The 19993-nt window shown below is 43.3% G+C and carries 18 protein-coding genes and 1 pseudogene (1 of these 19 cut by a window edge); 2 read left to right on the top strand and 17 right to left on the bottom strand.

Annotated elements, in window-relative coordinates; genetic code table 11:
* Positions 1-2223: the 5' portion of a hypothetical protein gene (locus tag C3V36_01820; protein ID AVM68101.1), read on the bottom strand. The gene continues 486 nt to the left of window position 1, outside the view; 2223 of the gene's 2709 nt are visible here — the first part of the coding sequence; it begins with the start codon at positions 2221-2223; its stop codon lies beyond the left edge, outside the window.
* A 9-nt stretch (positions 2224-2232) separates the two neighbouring features.
* Positions 2233-3576 carry a hypothetical protein gene (locus tag C3V36_01825; protein ID AVM68102.1) on the bottom strand — a complete coding sequence of 448 codons (1344 nt, stop codon included), beginning with the start codon at positions 3574-3576 and terminating at the stop codon, positions 2233-2235.
* A 291-nt stretch (positions 3577-3867) separates the two neighbouring features.
* Here C3V36_01825 and C3V36_01830 point away from each other — a divergent pair, with 291 nt between their 5' ends.
* Together C3V36_01830 and C3V36_01835 are read left to right on the top strand one after the other, a co-directional pair.
* Positions 3868-4635, top strand: a complete 768-nt coding sequence (locus tag C3V36_01830; protein ID AVM68103.1) for a hypothetical protein — start codon at positions 3868-3870, stop codon at positions 4633-4635.
* A 179-nt stretch (positions 4636-4814) separates the two neighbouring features.
* Positions 4815-5252 (top strand): hypothetical protein, encoded by a 438-nt coding sequence (locus tag C3V36_01835; protein AVM68104.1) that lies wholly within the window; start codon positions 4815-4817, stop codon positions 5250-5252.
* Between the two features lie 239 nt (positions 5253-5491).
* On the opposite strand, the gene C3V36_01840 is transcribed toward C3V36_01835, so the two are convergent.
* The 15 genes and pseudogenes from C3V36_01840 to C3V36_01910 all read right to left on the bottom strand — a co-directional run bounded on the left by C3V36_01840 (position 5492) and on the right by C3V36_01910 (position 19595).
* The gene (locus tag C3V36_01840; protein ID AVM68105.1) at positions 5492-6859 is read right to left on the bottom strand and encodes a triacylglycerol lipase; all 1368 of its coding nucleotides are present in this window, start codon (positions 6857-6859) and stop codon (positions 5492-5494) included.
* Positions 6860-7139: 280 nt separating this feature from the next.
* Positions 7140-7793: a class II aldolase family protein gene (locus C3V36_01845; protein AVM68106.1), complete on the bottom strand. Its 654-nt coding sequence runs from the start codon at positions 7791-7793 to the stop codon at positions 7140-7142.
* A gap of 11 nt (positions 7794-7804) precedes the next feature.
* Positions 7805-8338, bottom strand: a complete 534-nt coding sequence (locus tag C3V36_01850) for a hypothetical protein (protein AVM68107.1) — start codon at positions 8336-8338, stop codon at positions 7805-7807.
* Positions 8339-8593: 255 nt separating this feature from the next.
* Complete coding sequence (locus tag C3V36_01855) at positions 8594-10000, bottom strand: PTS galactitol transporter subunit IIC (GenBank protein AVM68108.1); 1407 nt, start codon at positions 9998-10000, stop codon at positions 8594-8596.
* Positions 10001-10070: 70 nt separating this feature from the next.
* Positions 10071-10376, bottom strand: a complete 306-nt coding sequence (locus tag C3V36_01860; protein ID AVM68109.1) for a PTS fructose transporter subunit IIB — start codon at positions 10374-10376, stop codon at positions 10071-10073.
* A gap of 67 nt (positions 10377-10443) precedes the next feature.
* Positions 10444-10914, bottom strand: a complete 471-nt coding sequence (locus C3V36_01865; GenBank protein AVM68110.1) for a transcriptional regulator — start codon at positions 10912-10914, stop codon at positions 10444-10446.
* Positions 10915-10990: 76 nt separating this feature from the next.
* Positions 10991-11782, bottom strand: coding sequence for a triose-phosphate isomerase (locus C3V36_01870; GenBank protein AVM68111.1), 792 nt, complete (start codon positions 11780-11782; stop codon positions 10991-10993).
* A 1-nt stretch (position 11783) separates the two neighbouring features.
* The gene (locus C3V36_01875) at positions 11784-12236 is read right to left on the bottom strand and encodes an RpiB/LacA/LacB family sugar-phosphate isomerase (GenBank protein ID AVM68112.1); all 453 of its coding nucleotides are present in this window, start codon (positions 12234-12236) and stop codon (positions 11784-11786) included.
* A gap of 19 nt (positions 12237-12255) precedes the next feature.
* Positions 12256-13533 carry a transcriptional regulator gene (locus tag C3V36_01880; protein AVM68113.1) on the bottom strand — a complete coding sequence of 426 codons (1278 nt, stop codon included), beginning with the start codon at positions 13531-13533 and terminating at the stop codon, positions 12256-12258.
* A gap of 29 nt (positions 13534-13562) precedes the next feature.
* Entirely contained in the window at positions 13563-14195 is a 633-nt protein-coding gene (locus C3V36_01885) for a hypothetical protein (protein ID AVM68114.1), read from the bottom strand.
* Between the two features lie 84 nt (positions 14196-14279).
* Positions 14280-16355 (bottom strand): hypothetical protein, encoded by a 2076-nt coding sequence (locus C3V36_01890; GenBank protein AVM68115.1) that lies wholly within the window; start codon positions 16353-16355, stop codon positions 14280-14282.
* A 272-nt stretch (positions 16356-16627) separates the two neighbouring features.
* Positions 16628-17125 carry a hypothetical protein gene (locus tag C3V36_01895; protein AVM68116.1) on the bottom strand — a complete coding sequence of 166 codons (498 nt, stop codon included), beginning with the start codon at positions 17123-17125 and terminating at the stop codon, positions 16628-16630.
* The gene (locus C3V36_01900; GenBank protein AVM68117.1) at positions 17118-17315 is read right to left on the bottom strand and encodes a hypothetical protein; all 198 of its coding nucleotides are present in this window, start codon (positions 17313-17315) and stop codon (positions 17118-17120) included. The genes C3V36_01895 and C3V36_01900 overlap by 8 nt, the downstream gene beginning before the upstream one ends.
* A gap of 47 nt (positions 17316-17362) precedes the next feature.
* Entirely contained in the window at positions 17363-18637 is a 1275-nt protein-coding gene (locus C3V36_01905) for an RNA-splicing ligase RtcB (GenBank protein ID AVM68118.1), read from the bottom strand.
* 54 nt (positions 18638-18691) lie between these two features.
* Positions 18692-19595, bottom strand: a pseudogene (locus C3V36_01910) (hypothetical protein).
* Positions 19596-19993: the final 398 nt, after the last annotated feature.

Here is a 19993-nt window from a genome sequence, read left to right on the forward strand (position 1 = left end):
CGTATCATCAAAATGTTTATTGCTGATCCACAGAGAAAAGTCTTTTAATCTTGCCTTTTGCTCAATCTCCGTATTGACCGCACTAATCTGCTTCAGCTTCTGGTTGGCATGATAGTATAAATCAACCTCGGTTTTTTTACCCTGCTTATCGACAAAGAAATAATGCGGCACTACTTTAATCGAATCGGCTTCATAAAATAGATCGCTGTTGGTTGTCAGCATTAAGTCAACCGGCATCCCCAGGGCAATGCCGTCCTGCCGGTTTGCGAGCTTGCCGGCCTGCGGATAAACCGGCATTTCTAAGCTGGCATAGTTTCGTCCGTCGGCAATCTGCAAAATCCGGCTGTCCATTACCTTGCCAAAGACTGCCACTGTAAAGTCCTGAACCGCTTTTTCGTTTTTAATATCTTTATTGGCCAAATATTCAAAGGCTTGACTGGCTTCATCCCTTAAGTTGACCGGCAGGCTGCGGAAAGAAATATCGTGCTTCTCGCCTTCTTTGGCCCAAGCGGGGATAAAGTAGCTGGCCGTATCTTTTTCTGCTCCGGCCGGAAAATCATACCATTTGCCGGCCGGCCGATAAATACCGGTATAGTCCGTCCCCTCATAAACATCAAAGCTGAACCGCACCTGCCGTTTGGCAGTGTAAGCACTGTAATCACGGCTGCCATAGCCAGGAATGGCTAAATGCTCGCCGCTTAGCGGATAGGTAACGGCAAAGCTTTCCTCTTTCATGTATTGCTTTTGACCGTCTTTTGCTTTCGGATATTTTTCACCCGGTCCAAATGTCCGATCCGATAGGCTGGGATAGCAAACGACCGGCGTATGCGCCGTGACCGGGTTTCCGGTCAGGCTTTCTTCCTTAGTTGCCGAAAAGTCCCCGCCATAGGAGAAAGCCAGCCGGTAAACGGCTCTGCCGGTAGTCGGCGCATCCTTTTGATTGGGTGTCGCCGTCGGAATGACAATTCCGTCCTGATACAGAACATCGGCGCTAATCTTGGGTGAAGCCGGTATCGACTCACCGGCAGTAATGGTGTGGCCATTAATCGTTAGCGTGGCATTCGTTGTTTTACCATTTTGATAGCCACCGCTGGTCATACTAACAGTTACAGGACTGTAATTTTGAGGCATCAGGGTCAACTGACCGCCCGGCAAAACGGTGCTGTTAATCTCGGCTGAAGCAATTTCATAGACATAAGCCCAAGCAATATCCATATAAGGATATTCTTTTTTCTCTACGCCGACTAATTTCATTTTTCCGGTTTTCGGATCTGGCTCATACTTCTTTTCCCATTCAATATGCACTCGCTTTTCCGGCAAATACAAACCTTTATACTGATCGATAATAACATTGGCATACAGCTTTTCGGTAGCGGGGATTCCCTTTGCCACATCAAAGATTTCCTGCCCCGGCTTTTCCGAAGCCAGTCGCAATATCCCCCCCTGAAAATCGGCCGCCTGGGGAATCAGCGGCTGAACCAGTTCTTCGGCGGTAATTTCTATCGGTGTCTTCGACGTTCTCAGCCAATCCTTGGGCATACTGGCAGTGACTTCATAGATTTTGCCATCATCCCCTAAGTTACGGAAAGAAATCAAAGTCCGCCTCCCCTCGGCCATCGGATACACCAAAATCGCCGCTTTCAGCATCGCCTCTTCCATTTCCTTGGTAATATTTTCCCGGTCAAAACCTTTGCCGAACTCGGCTTCAAAGCTGTCTTTGATTAGGTTGATATAGTAGTAGTGCTGGCGTTTTCGCTCATCTTTGGTCAGCAGTTCTATTTTTTGCCATAAACTGGTTTTCTCATTCTGATTTTTTATCCAGTTAAATTGACTAAATGGCTTACCGTTATAAGCATCTGCCGGATAATCCGGGTTTTCTACCAAGTATCCTTCTGGGGTAGTGCCCAAATATTTCCACTGCCCATTTACCTTTTTATTATCGGTGATGGTCTTTTTAAAGCCTTCTGTTATGTCAAAACAAGAAAAACGTGGTTTTTGAACATTTTCTTTTGTTACCAATAGCCCATGCTTCGCCCATACTTCTTCACTAAAATTTTCTATTCCCCTCTTAGCATACTCTGCATTTTGCGCGGCAAAAATTGTTAATGTCTTTTCCATTTCCTCTTTGGAATAAACATTGTCTGCTTTTACCGGCAAAAGAAAGGCTGACAATACACTGACAGTCAATGCAAATGCAATTCCCATTTTTTGATATCTTTTCATATCCGCCTCCTATCGAATCTTAGGGAAATTATAATCATAAATTTCTTTATATAATTTTTGCCATTTGGCATCCATATAACAAATATTAAAAACAACATCATACGCATTACCATCAAAGTCTTCCGCATTGCTGTTTATTATGGTACGAATTTCCATAAAACGAATGAGATAGCGATTATTATCTAAAATAAAATCAACGTTGCGATAACCCAAATGCTCAATCGCATTGGTTTTTTTTCTTAAATATTGCATTACCTTTTCTGCTTCTGCTTTTGGCAGACGGCGCAGCAGCAATTTTTCAAAATCTTCCAACTGTCCCGGTGATTTCATCCCCTCGTCCGTGTATTTAATAATTCCCCTTATTTCATCAACACTAAGATTTGGCCAATCATTGTCCTCAATTACAATATTAACTCTTGGCGAATAGTGCAATCCCCCTTTAGTCATATTCCGGTCTTCCAGCACCCGGGTCAATTTAGGAATACTTTCATCCGCTGGATTCACCCACTTGCTGCCGCCGTAATAGTGAGCAGCCAGCTCTGTCTCCTGCTTTTGCTTCATCACTTCCGGCTGAAAAGCCGACCGGCGGCTGGGGGTAAGCAGACGCATAACGACAGTAGCGGCCTCCGCTCTGGTCAGGATTCCCTGCGGCTTAAAACTGGTGTCCTCATAGCCAGTCAAGAGGCCCAGAACATAGGCTTCCTTGACCGCTTTTTGATAGGCTTCTTTGCCGGCAGTTGTCTTTTGATAAGCCCCGACCAGAACAAAATCCAAGATTGCCGCCTCCGCCTGACTAATATCCAGCTTTGATAAGTCCTCGCGGCCGGCTAAAAAGCGCATCATTAACAGCGCCATTTCCTCACGGCTAATTTCCGCCCGAAAGTCAGCAAAATCGCCGTCCTGCAAAATCCCCATTTCTTTCGCCTTGTTTAAATAGTTAATCGCCCAGTATTCGGAATTATTTGCCGCTGTTTGGCCGCCCGTCCGCACCAGCATAGTAATAAACTGGTCAGCCGTCAGTTTGGTATCCGCCCGAAAGCTGCCGTCGGGATAGCCCTTGATGATTCCGTTGCTGTTAGCCGCTAAGGCGGTAACATCGGCGGCATACCATTCCTTGCCCTTGATATCGGTAAAGCTGACCGCTTTTACCGGCGCAGCGCTAAAGCTCCAAAAGCCGGCTAAAATACTGACGCTCAGCAGCAATGCCCAAAACGCCCGCCGGCTGCTTTTTTCTGATTTACTCAAAAACTTTCCTTTTTTTGCCATTTCGGTAATCCGGCGTTGAAAGGTAGTCGGCACTTTGTTTTGACTTCCGGCAAGACCTGTTCTTTTCATTTCTGTTTTTTGCGTCATTATGATTCCCTCCTAATATTAAATTGCGTGGTTTGTTCCGGATTAGCCCGATTGTTTCGGCTTGTTACTTACCGGCTGCTGCTTGCAGTCTGATTTTCCGGCTGTTACCGTTGATTATTACTGACTGCCTAGCATTTACTAATTCTATTTTAACATTTTTTTCTCAAAAAGTCGTCCACAATTTGTGGAATTAATAAAAATCGAAAAAGCCTCATAAATAATCCCTGTGTTTCTTGACATTTTTTCAATAAATTGATACACTGAAAAAAAGATGTAAGGGGACTTGAACCAATGAAAAGCAAGCAAAATATAAATTATCTTTCTCTTCTCTCAAACCTGCTCAGCTTGGCGCTTGGCATTGTTCTTTCCGTTGTTTTGCTTTTATCCGCCATCCGACATTATTCCTGTAATGAAACTTATCTGGAACAACAGTTTCAAAAAAATAATATCGCCGCCGCCACTGGTTTCAGCGAGCCGGCCCTAACTCAAATCATCCGGCAAATGACCGGATATTTGTCCGGCCGGGAAAGTTCGGTTCAGCTGACTTTGCCTGTCAGCGGAAAAGAAACGCCTGTTTTTAATAATCGGGAGCTGGCATATCTGCTTGACGTAAAAGTAATCTTCGTTTTACTTGATAAAATAAAGCAGTTTTGTTTACTGCTTCTGCTGACAGTCTTGATTCCATTTTCGCTTTATGTTTATTTTTCCTGCCGCAAGCGTCGGAATGCCAAAACGGTTTGGCTGCAGCGCCGGTACTGGATGAATATTTTCAAAATTCTGGCCTTCAATGCCGCATTTACTCTGATTTTGACCGGTGGACTGACGTTTATGATGCTGACAAACTTTGATAAGTATTTTACTTATTTTCACCGTTTTCTTTTTGATGTCGATTTATGGCTGTTAAACTCTTATGACCGCCTCAGCCAAATGCTGCCGAAAAAACTTTTTTATGATGTCATTTTGCAAATCATGGGGCATTACGCTGTTATTTCTTTAATTTTGGGCGCTGCCGGACTGATCTTTTTTGCCATCTTAAAAAAAGACGAAGCTGCCCTTTAAAGCTTTGTTTACCTGCGGGGAAAATTTTATAATGGCCGCACAGAAACGGGCAATGTTTCGAACATGGGAAAGCCCAATAAAATGATATAACTAAGGCTTTGACCGCAAATTGGGGTGTCTGCTGCCAAAGCCGTATCATCGTAAAATTAACTAAGGAGGGGGCCTTTTGCCCATATGTCATGAAAAACCGCGAAGAAATCCGTACCACTTTTTTGCTGCAGGAATTAAAGGAAAGCAAGAGTATTTATAGCTATCTGCAAAACAATTATGAAATTTTTTCCGAACAGATTTTTACTGAATATCTAAAACAGCTGATCGACCGAAACAACATTCCCAAAACCGAATTGGTTTTGCAGACCGGTTTATCCAAATCTTATGTTTACGCAATTTTAAGCGGCGAACGGCGGCCGCCTTCCCGCAATCGGGTAATTTTAATGGCACTGGCTGTTAAGGCAACCTTAGAAGAAACACAAAACTTACTGGTTTACAGTGAATATAACCCGCTTTCTCCCAAGGTTCAGCGCGACGCCGCCATCATTTTTGCCATTGAACAGCAGCTCAGTTCGTTTCAACTAACCGAGCTGCTGTTTGACTTAAACCTAGAGCCGCTGGAATAACGTCACATACAAGTTCGCTAATATGCAAAATTACCTTAATGGTTAGCTGTATTTGCCTATACTGAAAGCAAGCTTTCGTATAGGCAATATAAGCTAACCATCTTGATAATATGCTTTTGTTGCCTATATAAGAGCTTGCTCTTAATATAGGCAAACAGAGCAGATTATCTTGCTGTAATCCATTGAAAAAAAACTTGCTCTGAAAGGCAAACTGCAAAACAGCCTGCGCCGGCCATGCTTTAATATCCTCTGTCCTTTAAACCGGCTGCCAGGGATACATAAAACTCCCGGACATCAAAGCCCGGAATATTTTCCCGATTCAGATCAATCATATCACCATGCGAAATCCCGCGCCGGGACCCGGGCTCCAAAAGAGTAAACCGTTCTCCCCACGGCGCTGAGTCGATCGCTACCAGCCCGTCATTTTTACCGTCAAAATGCCTGACGACAGGATAACTGACATTCAACGGAAAACGCCCGCCGGTGGCCTTGCGGCAATAGGAGCCGACGCTTTCATAGAGTATGCCCGGCATATCCGGCGTGATTTTATTCCGCTCGGCACAGGCTGATGCCGTCAAATCACCGACTGCCGCCAAAAAATCCGGCGTTTGATCACCCAACTGCTTCAGCACCCGATTATAGGAGGCAGCCATCGCTTGTTTTAAGCCATTCGGACAGCGTCCGATCAGATATTCGGCGAAAATGCAGCCCCGATGCGGCGTATTAATAGTGGTCAAACTGGCGACATAGGGCGCTGCCCCAAAACGGCTGATTGCCGCCCGGCTGTCCAGCCCGCCTTTAGAATGAGCAATGATATTCACTTTGCCGCAGCCCGTTTCCTGAACGATCTGCCGGATTCGTTCCGCCAGTTCTGCGCCGCAGCAATCAACGGACGCGGCTGACTGCTGGTTGCCGTAATAAATAGTCGCGCCGTTTTTAATCAGCTCTCCCGGCACCCGCCCCCAATAATTCAAATATCGAAAATCTCTGAAAAAAACACCATGCACCAGCAGCAGCGGATATTTGGTCCGGCAAATCTCACTGGCCGCCCGCCGGCTGTTTCTTTCAGCCTTCTCGGCTTCAATCGCTATTTCCGCTTCGGCAATGCGAATCATTTTCAGCAGATAGTATAAATTAAAGCCCGGCACCCACGCCAACAGCAGCGCCAAAACCCGGTGCCTGATCCCCAGCTGAACGGACATCGTGTATAAACGCAGCATTCCGCTCCAAAAAACAACCGCTTCACACAGCAATGCCAAGAAGATACTTTGAGCAGCATAGGCCAAATACCAGATGCCCATTTCCGGCCCTGCTTCCTGATAAGCTCCAATCAAAAAAACAAGCTGCAGCGGCAGTGTTACGGCCGCACTGATTAAAAACAGGCGCAAAAGCTCACAGCCATTGGCTAGCACACGCAGCACTTTCGTCGGCTGGCTGTTCTTCTGCGGAACAATCAAAATAAAAAGCAACAACAAAAACAACAGCGCCGTCAGGATTCCCAGCCCGATCGCCGACACTCCGGCCGTCATCAACAGTGCCAGTAAAACAAATAAATTAGCCGCTCCGATAATAATGCCGCTGTAAATAAAGCGCCTGAATAATCGCATGATGTTTCTCCTCATATTTTGACATTCTCTCATTGCCAATTTGAAAATGCTCAAATGCAAACCATTTCGTCAAAAAAGTCGAAGTACTAACATAAGATACTACTAAATATTATATCATAAACTTAGCGTGAGCAATAGAAGATATGAAAAGATTTCTTTTTTGGACATACTAAAAGATGTGCCTGCTTTCCAATCAGAATAAATTAACCTTGCTATTATGCTTGAATAAATCTATGACTTTTCATAACTGGAAGCATGCACAATTGATTTGATTTCAATTTTATTTTTCGTGATACCCATGCCATTTTTTGCCCAGTTCATTAAGACGTAAAACCTCATTGGCAGGCAAATCAGCATTAATATCTGGAAACATTAATTTACGGATAAACTCCGTCTGCAAAAGATTTTCCAATGAACATATTTTAGCAAAAGCTGTCAATGGGTCTGCAGCATAAGCTACCACTCCATGATTTTGTAAAAAAACAGTATCATAATCCATTATATATTTAGAAATATCCCCCAAGATATCCCTTGTTCCCGGCATTCCATATCGACAGCATGGCACTCTGCCAAATTGAAGAATTCCTTCGGTCGCACATTTTGTTTCATATGCCTGCCCCGCTTGCGCCCAGGCCGTCGAAAAAGGCGCATGACAATGCACAACCGCATTTACATCCGAGCGCATTCTGTATATTTCTGTGTGTAAAATATATTCTGATGTCTTTGCCAAATCACCTTCCTCTTGATTCCCATCAATATCAATACAAATTATTTTTCCTTCCGTCAATGTCTCTTTGTCCTGTGTGGTAGGCGTCATATAAATCCGCTCCCCATTTCTATAGGAAATATTACCTTCAAACGTTCCGGCAAAACCTCGTCGCGCTAACCTGTGAGCAATTTCTACAACAGCCGCTTTACACTCATAATCAAACATATTTCCTCCAGCTATAGTTTATAGAATCTTCCGTTTAAATTACCCTCTAACAAATCCAAGAGAATACTGTACTCCCGCTCCGTTCGTATCGCTCGTTTGGGAATAACTACCGCATCCCGTGCATTTACTCCAACTAAAAAATAATCCTCTAATTCCTTTACTCTCGCAATATCTTCCCAACTATTATGACCACTTTCTTGGGTGGAACGATTTCTAAATGTAAAACCACTTTCATCCACGGAAATTTGTCTCTTAAAATTATTTTCTGTTTTATATTTTGTTTTATAGTTATATATGGCAATTTGCATTGATATCCATGCTGTCCCTACGATAACCGTCACCAATAAAAAGCATGTATACATTGTCGGGCTGACCTGAAATACTTTTGTTACTGTCAACAAAAGGCATACAGCACTAAATATCCATGTTATATAAATAGCATATCTTTTCCATTTTTGTATTCCAAATGTCATTGCCACTATTGTTGCCGCATAATCGCTCGGTTCAATTTTAAAATCAAATGTCACAGTTTTTTTAGCTGGCATGTCTCCCTCCTTATCCTATCCGGGGTAACAAGTTGCTTTTTCGGCAATTAAGCATAAATACAAACACTTTATCAGTACCTCAACTTTCCCATATTTGTTAGAACGATCTTTTTTAAACCAGTCGCGCACTCACGCAGAAGCGCAAAGCACTTCGCACAGGGAAAAATTGAGTTGCCAATTATCCTTATCTGTAATCTTTTAAAAAGGGGGAAAGGGCACGCCGGTCTGATGAATAGCGTGCCTTTCCCACTAAATCTACGCAGCAGCCGGTGTTTCTTCGCCATAATGCGCCTGTTTTTCAAGCACTTCGTGAATCTTATCCATATTTTTCTTAAGCACAATATATAGCACAGCATAAATCAGCACTTCAATTAGCACCCCAATCCAGCCGAATTGATATGCCAGTTGGAAGAGAAGATAAGCAATCGGTTGTCCAATAATAATCAACGACGTAACCATCATCTCTCCATTCACCTCACCACCTGCCGCAACCACAACCTGATGGAATGTCGGTCCGCATGCTGTACAGCAGTACAGGAAAATAACAGAAATAATCGTACCGCCAATTACCGATTTAAGAACATTACCATTTGCCATCGCTACCATCGGCTGAATACAGTAGGGCAGAGCGACTAAATCAACAACCGGCAATGTCTGGTTGCCCGGAAGCACAAAAGACAGGAACAAACACAGAGGCATACAAATCAAACCAGAAATCAAAGTGGCTGTTTCCCCATAGCCAGTCGCATCATTAACCGCCAAGTACCATTCTCCTTTGTATCCTTTCGTCCTCTTTTTAGATGCTTCCGTCATGGCTGAAAATGCACCAGAGAAAATAGAGGAAATACGCGGGAAAACAGACATAACTGCTGATGTCGCAATACCACAGGTAAAAATTTCACCCCAAGCTGCCAAATCACCTATCCGCGTGATATTTCCAATAAATCCAATAATAAGCCCCAGCAAGAGGCCTAAAGTCATTGGTTCACCGACAAATCCTAACTTTGCTTTAAGTGCGGCCGGATCCGCCTTCACCTTATAAAGGCCAATCTTATTCATAAGCCAGTTCAGTGGAATTGCAAAAACCGCTATTGTAGCCGTGTGCAATGACGCGATTGAACACCCCGGATACTTATAGTATGTCGACCAGCGCTTTGCTATCACTTCTGTAATAAGAAGCGTATAAAGCTGCTGAATAATCATAACTGCAACTGCAAATACCATATTGCCAGTCAGGACATAAATCATAGAACCCCAGCACATATAAGAATAGTTATTCCAAAGATCTCCCGCTTGGAAAATACTTGTAAAATGCGACAAGAATAAGACAATCTGAAGGAAAATAGCAATTGCAATAAAAATCATTCCGGCAGTTGACGAGTATGCAACTACAGAAGTATTAGGCCATCCCAAATCATAAACCGGAAGATTAACCCCGGTTGCCGTAATCATTCGGCTAATAACCGGAGTGATTACAGATGAATATGCATTAATGACCAGTGAAAAGCCTTCCAGACCAACACCGGCGGATAATGCAGATATAAATGCCTTCTTGCGCACAACGCCAAACGCACGATTAATAATATACATAATGACCGGAACAAATACTGCCGCCGGAAATGTGTCAAAAAACGCTTTTAATGCACTAAAAAAACCATCCATTTTTAATAACTCCTTTCCCTTTTCTCAGCCATTCAATTATTAACTTTCCCTTAGACAAAACGCCACAGAATTATAGACCCTGACTTTTAAGAACCTCCAACATCTGCTCTTTAAATTCATCCGATCCGCGTCCGGTAATTAAACCAATTGCCGGAATTGCCGGAACGCCGTTTGTTTCTTTTTCATCAATCGGCGAAGCATACGCAATAAAGTTATAATTTTTGCGCATTAAAAAGGTTGACATTTCACTCGGATTTGATTCCTCCGCACTAACATCATACCCCTCTTCTTCCAGCATTTCTTCAATCTGATGAGCAATCATTGAAGATGTAACGATTCCGGATCCACATACTGTTAAAACATTTACTTTTGCCATAATTTTGTTCTCCTTTCACTCTATTAAATTATCCTGAACAATTAATGTCCATTAACCAAGACCGTTCTCATTCACCATCCCCCTCAATTTTGAGGGCAGGCTCTAATATATCGTACACTTCATCTGCCGTTTTGGCATTTTTTACTCGAAACAGCAGATCATCACTTTGCACAATCTTAACAATATTCTGAAGAGTCTTTAATTGATTTTTAGGATCAATGATTGCCAACATAAACAGGAGTTGAGGGTATAATGTAATCTCAGGCGAACCCATCTGTTTAAATTCAACCGGATGCTCCAGAATGGCTATTCCCATTGCTTCTTCATTCACATACTCTGCATATGTATGAGGAATTGCAATATCAAACGCTGCTGCCGGCAACGCAGTTGGGTAGTCTTTTTCCCTGGCAACAATCGCATCTGGGTAGTTTGACTTGCCCACTCCCGCCTCTACAAAAACAGCTGCAAAGTTTCGTTCTACTTCTTCTGATGTACTTCCTTTCAGCCCAATCCTAATTAGATCCTTTCTTAAAAGCATAATTACTTACCTTCCTTCAAGTCTGTAATTAACTATTACCTAAACGGTTATCTGCAGCATTTACTCCATATAATCCCTAATTTCTATCTTTCTCCCTTTGTAATGCCATTAGCGACTGTCTAATCAATGCATTAAAATCATCTGCATTCCATGCTGCCCGTCCGACAAACAATCCGTCAATGGATGGCTGAACAATTAATGATTCACAATTTTGTTGATTAACACTGCCGCCATATAGCACCGGAATATCACGCCCTTTAGAGCCAAAAATTTCAATCAGGCACTCCTTTATAATTTTATGCATTTCTTCTACATAATCTGCTTTTGCTGGTTTTCCATTCACACCAATTGACCATACAGGCTCATACGCTATCCATATTTTATTTACAGATTCTGTGTTGACACCATAAAATCCGATTCGAAGTTGTTCCCTAAGTACCTCTTTGCTGATCATATAGTCTTTTTGTGTTTCCGTTTCACCGATGCAGAGCAATGTTATAAAGCCATTTTTCAGCGAAGAAAGAACTTTTTTATTCTCTTCATAATTCGTTTCATTAAAAATATGCCGTCTTTCCGAATGACCAATCATCACTAAATCAATACCTGTTTCTTTTAACATTAACGGCGAAATTTCACCGGTAAACTGTCCTTGATCTTCCCAACACATATTTTGCGCACCAAGCAGGATTTTTTGGTGATCAATTGACTTATTGGCCGATTCCAGCGCCGTGTATGAAGGTATAATAAAAAGTTGAACGTCATCGCGACTAAGGTCATAGGTATTCTGCTGTAGATCTTGCAAATAAGTAACTGTATCTGCTATGTTTTTATACATTTTTAAATTGCTGCCAAAATATACCTTTTTCATACTAATAGCAACTTCCTTTTAAGGCATCATATTTATGATATGCATCCACTTTAGGCTGACTGCTGCATCCTGGTACAAACTCATTCGTCAAAAAAGCCGTTATTATTTCTTCCCTATTTTTGCTGCCGGTTGTAAATGCTCCCATAGTTATAATATTCGCATCGTTTGATAATCTTGCCCGTTCAGCTGAATAAACATCTGCTGCCAATGCTGCATAAGCTCCCTTTACCTTATTGGCCGCAATTGACATCCCGATCCCTGTTCCGCAAAGCAAGATTCCTCGATCATATTCTTTTCTGGCGACTGCTTCCGCCAGTTCAATTGCAACATTTGCGTAAATCGGATCTTTGCTGCCAAAGTCCGTTACTTCACCATATCCTTTTTTTTGAATGAACTCAATAACAGCTTGCTTCTCCGCTTCTGCATTTGGGTCGCATCCGATTGCAATTTTCATATTTTCCCTCCCATTTTCATTAATCATTTAAGTAACCCCATCGCGCGATTGCGTTTTCGAGTTCAATATGTCCTTGTGCGGCATCCAAAAAGTTTTCTTCCCTGCATACAATATCGATGGCATCTCTCATTGCTCTTGCGCCAGCCGTCGGCCCCATAGAGTGCCCCTGAATAGAACCGCCTGCAGCCAAAACAATATCTTTTCCAGCTTCTTTAATATATTTTTCAACTATTCCCGGATGAACTCCGCCCCCAATGGACGGCATAACGGGTTTGATTCCTGTTAAAGGTAAGACCAGCTGCTGCAGTGTTTGCATATACTTCTGTTTCCGCAACGGATAGCCTCCATATGGTGTATTTAACATTACAATATCAGCCCCCGCCAAACGAGCCAACTTTCCCACAGCTAATGGAGTTGCCATGCCACTCATAATTCCTTCCGTATACATGCCTGCGCCAGCAGAATGTCCTAAAATCGGCAGTTTTGTATTTTCCGAAACATACTTCAAAACGCTGTACCCAAGCACCGCAAAATTAACCATTAACCCATCTGCACCGGCATCTTCAATTTTATGAATTCCATCTAACAGCTCGTCAACGCCTCTCGTTACATTTGCAAAATAATAAACTTTATTACCCGTTTCTTCATACACACGCTTAGCCGAATTTTTATATGCTTTTACTCTCGTTTCCGTAGGACTGTATTCTGGATTGCCAAAAAGCTCATCATCCTTAATTAAATCTACGCCACCCTTAGCGACATCATAAAAAATATCAGCGCCAATTTTGGGTGTCGTACCAGTACAAGGTTTAATCATATTTAAGAGCAGCGGCCGATCATAAATATCAAATTTTTCACGAATTCCACTAATCCCAAACTTAGGCCCATTGAATTTCTCGAGAAAATGCTTAGGAAATTCAATATCCATCAATTTCACCTGAGCTGATGTTGATGCGTCATTTCCCAGCAAAGATGTTATCATCAGTGGAAAATCATTTCCAAAGTTTGCTGCCGGATACGCAATCTGAATAATATAACTCAATTCCTCTTCCTCAAGCTGCGTTGACAATTCAACTGGAGGAACATCAAAAATATTTACAACTTTCCCCATGTATTTTTCACGGATTTCATTTGTAATTCCAGGAATCGGAACCCAAGTTCCAATCGTTTGACCAACAGCTAAGGATTCTGCCTTTTTAATAATATCTATTTTCTGAGACAGTCTGATAAAATAGGTAGCAATGACATATTCCTGTGTATGTATCGTTTCGGATAAAGAATATAATGCACTGTCCATTTCCATCCTCCTTATGTGTGCTAAACTTTCTAAATCTCAACAACCGAAATTAAATCTGTCAATTTACTAATGCAATAATCAAAATCATTTGTATTACCAAAACCATAAGAGGCAAAAGCAAATCTCACTCCCGCCGCCCGCGACGCATCACAATCCATTTGCGTGTCTCCGACATAAAGCGGATTATGCAAGGAGTGTTTTTTTTTCATCAGTTTAATATTTTCGGCTTTATTAAGATTGGTATCGCCATTACAGACATGATCCAAAACATACGCTGCCGTCCCACTGCTGTCAAGAAATGCATCGATATATCCAACTACCGAATTACTAATGACTATAATTGGAACTTTCTTTGACAAGGTTTCAAATGTTTCTTGTATCCCCGGATAAAAATACGGCACTGTTTCCCGAACAGACCAAACTTGAGCCAATGTAAGTTCTGGAATAACCTCATCTATTTTTGCCTGCGGCACGCTGTTGGGTACGGAATGCCGTATTACATAAGAAAGTTCGTTACCGAACAAAGGACTTAAGTTTTCAACTGTAAGCCGCACATCAATTCCATGCCGATTAATAATTTTTGTCCATGCATCCGCTAAAATCTGCCTCGTATCCCAAAGTGTTCCATCCAGGTCAAACATCACACTATCAATTTTATCCACTGTGTTTTATGCTCCCCTTTCCAAATTGCTTATAGCTTAAACCGATCATTTGTCCCGACAGACATAAGCCCCGTCTTCCCTCCGCTACATTCTGCGTTCATATTTTTTTATCATTTCCGCCATTTGCTCCGGCGTTTCACACAACTCCAATTCTTCTAAAAAAGGCTGTAACCGAAGCAGGTTTAGCAGTTCAAAAAACGGCTTTAAATGCTGCTTTTCGTCCACCGCCGAAAGCACCCCCACATAGCGAACCGGATCCAGCAGCCCCGCTCCAAATGCAACCGGCTCCTTCAGCTTGGTCAGGCTTAAGGCCACCTTTAAGCTACCCTCGTCAATACCGGCATGAGCCAACGCAAAGCCTTGAGCAATCACAATATAGGCTCCGTTTTCCTCCACATTTTTAATCATCGCCTGTACATATCTTTTTTCAATGCAGCCATTTTGCAAAAGCGGCTCGGCAGCTAATGAAATCGCTTCCTTCCAGTCTCCGGCCTCTGCTCCCGTTCTTAAAAAATCCAGTGTCAAAAAGTCAGTTAAGCTGCTGCCTCCTTCATTTTTTTGCTCTTTTTTCTGAAAATAGACTTTAACGTCCTTTTCCAGCTTTTCCAGTAAGCCGTCATATTGCGACACCAGCGGCCGGATTTGGGAAATCAGTTCCGCAGCTTTATCTTTTTCTGCTTCCCGCTTGGCCGGCAGCCGGTCAAGCCGCCGAATCAGTGCAATATGGTCCTCTTCCGTGAGCAGCGGCGAAACCTTAATATATTTTTCCGGCGAAAACGGCAAATCAACCGTGCTGATAACCAAATCCACTGTTGCCAGTTCCTTGGCCGCTAAGCTATGTGACGATTTAACCTCCGTTACCTGAAAAGCAAACCTTTCGGTCAGACGGGACTTGAGCAGTTGACTGGTGCCAATGCCGCTGTTACAAATCAACAATACCCGTAAATCGGAGTTCTGTGCCCTGAGCCGCCCAATGGCCGCGTACACATAGATAACAATAAAATCCAGTTCCGCTTCCGTAATTTTGCGCCGCGCCATGCGCTCAATCAAACCAATTGTTTTTTCCACCGCCCCCACAATTTCCGGATTTTGATTAATAATTGCCTTAACCTCCTGATATTCAGAAATAAAAGTAATTTTTTCCTCAAAAATCCGTTCCAAATGCCGGGATAAGCCAATAAATAAATCATAATCCCGATAGAGCTTAATATGCAGCTCACCGGACAGTTCCTCGATAAACTTGCGGGTGATAGTCTGAATCCGAACACTGTTTTGATTGCGCCGAGTATTTTTCTGAAGGTAGCGCAGATTCATAATCACACCGCACAGGAACTGAAACTCGGCCTCTGATTTGGAAAAATCAAAATATTGACAAATATACCGATATAAAACTTCCGGAAACACTTCCAGTTCCTTGGGTAACCGTTCTTTTGTGCCGCTTTCCATCTCCCGCAGATAATGATTTTTCCGCAATCTTTGCACCAAGAAATAAAGATATTTCATCAGGGCCCGATAAGAACCCTCTGTTAAAAAATTGCCGCTGACCTGTTCCGCTTCCGCTGTTAAGTTTTGCAGCATAATTTTTTCCGAATCCTTTAAAATTAGAATTTCAGCTTTTTGTCCATCTCGGGGCTGATGAAAAAACATTTCCAGCAAATACTTTTTCCCGGCGGCACAAGCCAAAAAATAGCGTCGAATCGCCAGTTCTGAACCACTCAATTTAACGCCATGACTGGAATACCCCTGCACTGTTAAATTTTCCCGGCCTAAAGCATCATTTAAATCTGTTAAATCCGTAATGACAGTAGTTCGGGAAACAGCGCAAAAATCAGCAATTACTGCCAGTGTTACATATTCCCCGGCAAACAGCAGCAGCAGCGCCTCAATAGTCAGCCGTTCCTCCTTAGATAAAATATATTCCTGAAAAGACAAACTTTCCAGTGCCGCCGGCAGCATTTGTCTTTCTCCAGTTAGTATCAAAGCTCCATCCTCTAACTGAATTTCCCCCAATTTCCTTGCTCTTAAAAATTCGGAAATAATGGCGACATCCTGATAAATCGTCTTGACTGATACCTTGAATTTGACGGACAGGTCTTTTAAAGAACTTTTCCCCAGGTCGTTTTCCATATAAGCGATGATGTCTAACGCTCTCTTGTTCATAGCCTTCTCCTTTTCTCATTATTTTCGCCGCTTATATTTTTTATTCTTAAATTTTCTCAATTAATATTAAAATACTTTTTTTATGTTTTTATCTTATCATTTTTACATAAATTTGAACAGTTAAAAAAGAGTCTTTTCAATTTACTTGGTTTGAACGGTATCTTTTTTCTTTATTTTTCTCGATATAGAAAAAACAAAAAAGAACCCTAACTCCGCCCATCGGCTGTTAAGGTTCTTTTTTATCCTATTTATTTTTCAGCGGCACTTCCGACCTATGCCCAAGGGTTACTGCTTTCCGGCTGACGAATTCCTCCCAGCAAAAACTGTTCCCACATATACCATTTTCCATCTTTCGCATTGCGCATCTTAACCTGCCGGGGCGAATCTGCTCCGCCGGAAAAAAGGTTCAGTTTAGCATAGCCCTCCCCCGTATAAGAGTACGGTTCTTCACTAACTACCACGGTATAGGGCTGAGCCGGTGTATAGTCATTGGCCGGAACTGCTCCCACAAAATAGGAGCGCGGCACATAATCCTTGTCCATAAACCGGTCAGCAATAAACTGTTTCTCCACGCCGTTTAAAGGTCTGGGGCCTCTTAAAAAATCCAACATCTCCAAAGATAATGCCTTGTTTTGCGGATAAACGCACAGCGCTAGCACTGTCAGAGCTGCGGTATCAAAGGGCGTTGCCATCTGCGCCTGCGGCAGCATTTTAAATTCTTCGATACTCTGCGGAATCCCGGGAAACACAATTCTTTCACTTCTAAGCATAGTCGTCACTCTCCTCTTCTTTGTCTGTTATTATTCTGTACCAATCCGGCCGGGAAAAGGGTTCAACACATGGAAAGCTTTTCGGTCTTTTCCTCTTTTCCCTCTTTTTTCCCTGTGACTGTACATTTTTATTATAAGGATTCCCTGACGAAATTGCAATAGGAAATATTTTTTTCGGTACATAAACCACGCCACAGCCCTTACCAATCCCGATACCCGCCTTTTCCTTTAAGTTCCTTATTCTGTCACATCTAAAAACAATCCCTCATTGTTATTTCCCTGCTTTTTCTGCCACGGAAGCTCATCGTCGGCGGCTTTAAAATTATACACCGGCTTCATGATATCAATAATATCAACCGAGTCGCCAATCACATCAATGATGTCATCAATTGATTTATACGCCATCGGCGCTTCGTCAATAGTCTGTTCATTGACGGATGTGCTGTATATACCTGCCATCGCCGCTTGATATGCTGCCAGATCAATCTTTTCTTTGGCTTTGCTTCTGGACATAATTCGGCCGGCACCATGCGGCGCGGAATAGTTCCACTCCGGATTGCCCTTGCCTACAGCGAGCACAGAACCGTCGCGCATATTAATCGGAATCAGCACCTTCTCCCCCTGATGGGCGGCAATTGCGCCTTTGCGCAAAATCATCTCCTTGGTATCAATGTAGTTATGAATCGTATGAAATGCTTCCATCGCCGTCATACCGGTTCTTTCCAGAATAATCTCCACCATTTTTTCTCTGTTTCTGCGGGCAAACCGCTGACAAATTTCCACATCATGCAAATAATCCTCAAGGAAAGAGCCATAAAGCCAGCACAACTCCTCCGGCACATCCGGCGTCTTGACTTTATATTCTTTTTCCAGCACTGTCAGTGTACTTTGAATTTCACTGCATCTGCCTTCCGCTTTATATGTGCTGATAATTTCCTCGAGTCTGCTCAAATAATCCTCTTTGCCGGCCTGTAAATCAATGGCCAGCTGCTGATAAAGTTCGGCAACCTGTTTTCCCAGATTTCGGCTGCCGGAGTGGATCACCAGATAAAATGCGCCATCCGAGGCCTGATCAATCTCAATAAAATGATTGCCCCCACCCAGAGTGCCGAGAGAACGCTCCAGTCTTTTGGCATCCCGCAGCTGGCGGTAACATATCAGGCCGGTCAGGTCAAAGTGCTCTATCCGCCCTTCCCAAGTATTCATGCCCGACGGAATAAAGTGCGCCGCCGCGTCAACTTTTTCAAAATCAATGGTTTTTGCCGTCAGCCTGACGGTATACATGCCGCAGCCGATATCAACTCCGACAATATTCGGGCAGACCTTTTCCTTGATGGTCATGGTCGTTCCCACCGTGCAGCCTTTGCCGGCATGAACATCGGGCATAATGCGAATCTGGCTGCCCTCGGTCAGCGCACAGTCGCACAGTTTTTTAATCTGCTCGACAGCACTGTCGTCAACCACCTTGGCGTAGCAGACGGCAGTATTTATTTTTCCCTGTATTTTAAACATAGTATCCCTCTCTTCCAAAAAACGGCGGACTCTTGTCCGGTCCGCCGCTTTATGCTATGCCGCTATTTTAGCATAGCGTTCGCTGCCCAGCACTTCCATCATAAAGTTGTACGGTGAAAGGACTCCGCCTGCCACCATTGAAAAAATGCGGGGCGTTACTCCTGACACCAGCGCCACTCCTTGCTCATTTTGCGTAACCGGCTGCTGCCGATTCCGGCTGGCCACATTCCAGAAAATGATCTGCGGGAGCTCGGAAAACTCTACTTCCTTTTCCGCCAGCGTAATATTTTTCATAAAGTTCTCTCCGTACCAATTGGCAGTAAGATAAGGCGCAACCAGTTCATAGGGCGCAACATGATCGGCATGCAAAGTTGCTGCTCCGGCGGCAACGGCATTGATAAAAGCGTTATAGCGCTCCTTGTCGTTACGGATAAAAGCTTTTCTGTATTTAAACAGAGCCTTTGACGGCTGCTTTTCATAGTCAAAGGAATAGTCCTTTTCCCGCAGGTTGTTTTCAATGATACGAACTTTTCGGCGCAGCGCTGTCAAAGCCTTCCTATAATCCGCTGCCGAAAGGCCAAGCGCCCTTGCCATTTTCTTGCCCCAAGTTTTGGTCCTTACGCAAGTCATCATAGCGTCCGTACTCGGCAACATACTCTATGTTTTTGCGAACGGATCCCGGCTCATTTGCCGCCAGCCAGTTAAAGATTACCCGAAATACCCGTCTTTCTCCCAATCCGCCTCTGATATCCCTGGCAAAAAAGAGCAGTTTCATGGCGATATCCGCATTTTCTGTATATGCGTGAACAAAACGGCTAATAATCTCCGTCTCTCCCTCCCGGCGAAGTGCGCCGATAGCGGCAAAAAGGTCAAGACACTCGGAGCCTGTCGAGGCAAAGGCGGCCGCTCCGTTTTCCGTTAAGGTCCTATTCGCTTCTTGTTTCATATATTCCAGCATGAAATTTCCTCCTTTTATTCATCCTTAGCGTAGCTTTTCCCGGTTTGATAAAATCATCCTTTTTTCTTAGCGGTTCGCAAAATATTTCATTCCTATTGGCGAAAAGATCGTGCTTTTTTGATTGACATTCCGCTTAAAAAGTTAAGTCATCCCGTTACAAGGCACCGTTTGCGGTGGACTTAAGCCCACAAAGGTGATTTTTCATCACCAGATAACCATTTATCCCGAATTGCTGTTGGTGCCTTTAGCTCGGACAAGGCACATTTCGTTTTCCGGACTTCGTCCGTTAGCGATGAGAGTTAGCAGTTCTCGGCCAATATAGGTTGCTGTTTGCGCCTTTCCAAGATGCTTTTTCATTCAAACCCGGGTCATGCCCGGTGCCCGCCTAAAGCGGGTCA

It is taken from the genome of Lachnospiraceae bacterium oral taxon 500 (genome assembly GCA_002999035.1).
Classification (GTDB): Bacteria; Bacillota; Clostridia; order Lachnospirales; family Vallitaleaceae; genus W11650.